This is a genomic window from Streptomyces sp. SID3343 (assembly GCF_009865215.1).
Classification (GTDB): domain Bacteria; phylum Actinomycetota; class Actinomycetes; order Streptomycetales; family Streptomycetaceae; genus Embleya.
This window is the reverse complement of the sequence record NZ_WWJX01000545.1, coordinates 1-444: the sequence shown is the minus strand read 5'-3', so window position 1 is coordinate 444 and position 444 is coordinate 1. Positions and strand designations below refer to the sequence as shown.

1 pseudogene is annotated in these 444 nt (G+C 78.2%); it reads left to right on the top strand.

The annotated features are described in order from the left end of the window. Positions 1–48: 48 nt before the first annotated feature. A pseudogene (locus GT354_RS16770) lies at positions 49–444 on the top strand (subtilin biosynthesis protein spaC); the annotation flags it as partial.

The window sequence follows — 444 nt, the reverse complement described above, 5'->3', positions numbered from 1 at the left end:
GGCCGGGCCGCCGGGCCGGTTGCCGAACCGGGCCCGGCGGCCCTGGCAGTGGCGTTCGCGCATGGCGCTCGCGCCGACGACGTACGCCTCGCCCGGGCGGCGGTACGGCGCTGGGCGCAGGACGCGCTCGCGCGCGACGTGGCGCATGTCGGCCTGCACGACGGTGGGTTGGCGGGAATGCTGGTGGGGCTGCGGTGGGGAGCGGCGCTGCATCCGCCGTTGGCGGCGGTGGCCGAGCGGGTACGAGGTCGCCTCGCCGAGCGGTGTGCGCGTGCCGGTTGGCGGGCGGACGCGGTCGGGTTCGAGGACTACGACGTGGTGAGCGGTCCGGCCGGCGTGCTGTTGGCGCTCGCCGCCGGGAGGATGCCGGCGCCGGGGGAGGCCGCGCACCTGGTGCGCCTGTGCGCGGACCCGGGTCTGCGTCGGCTGCGGGTGGTCGAGTTC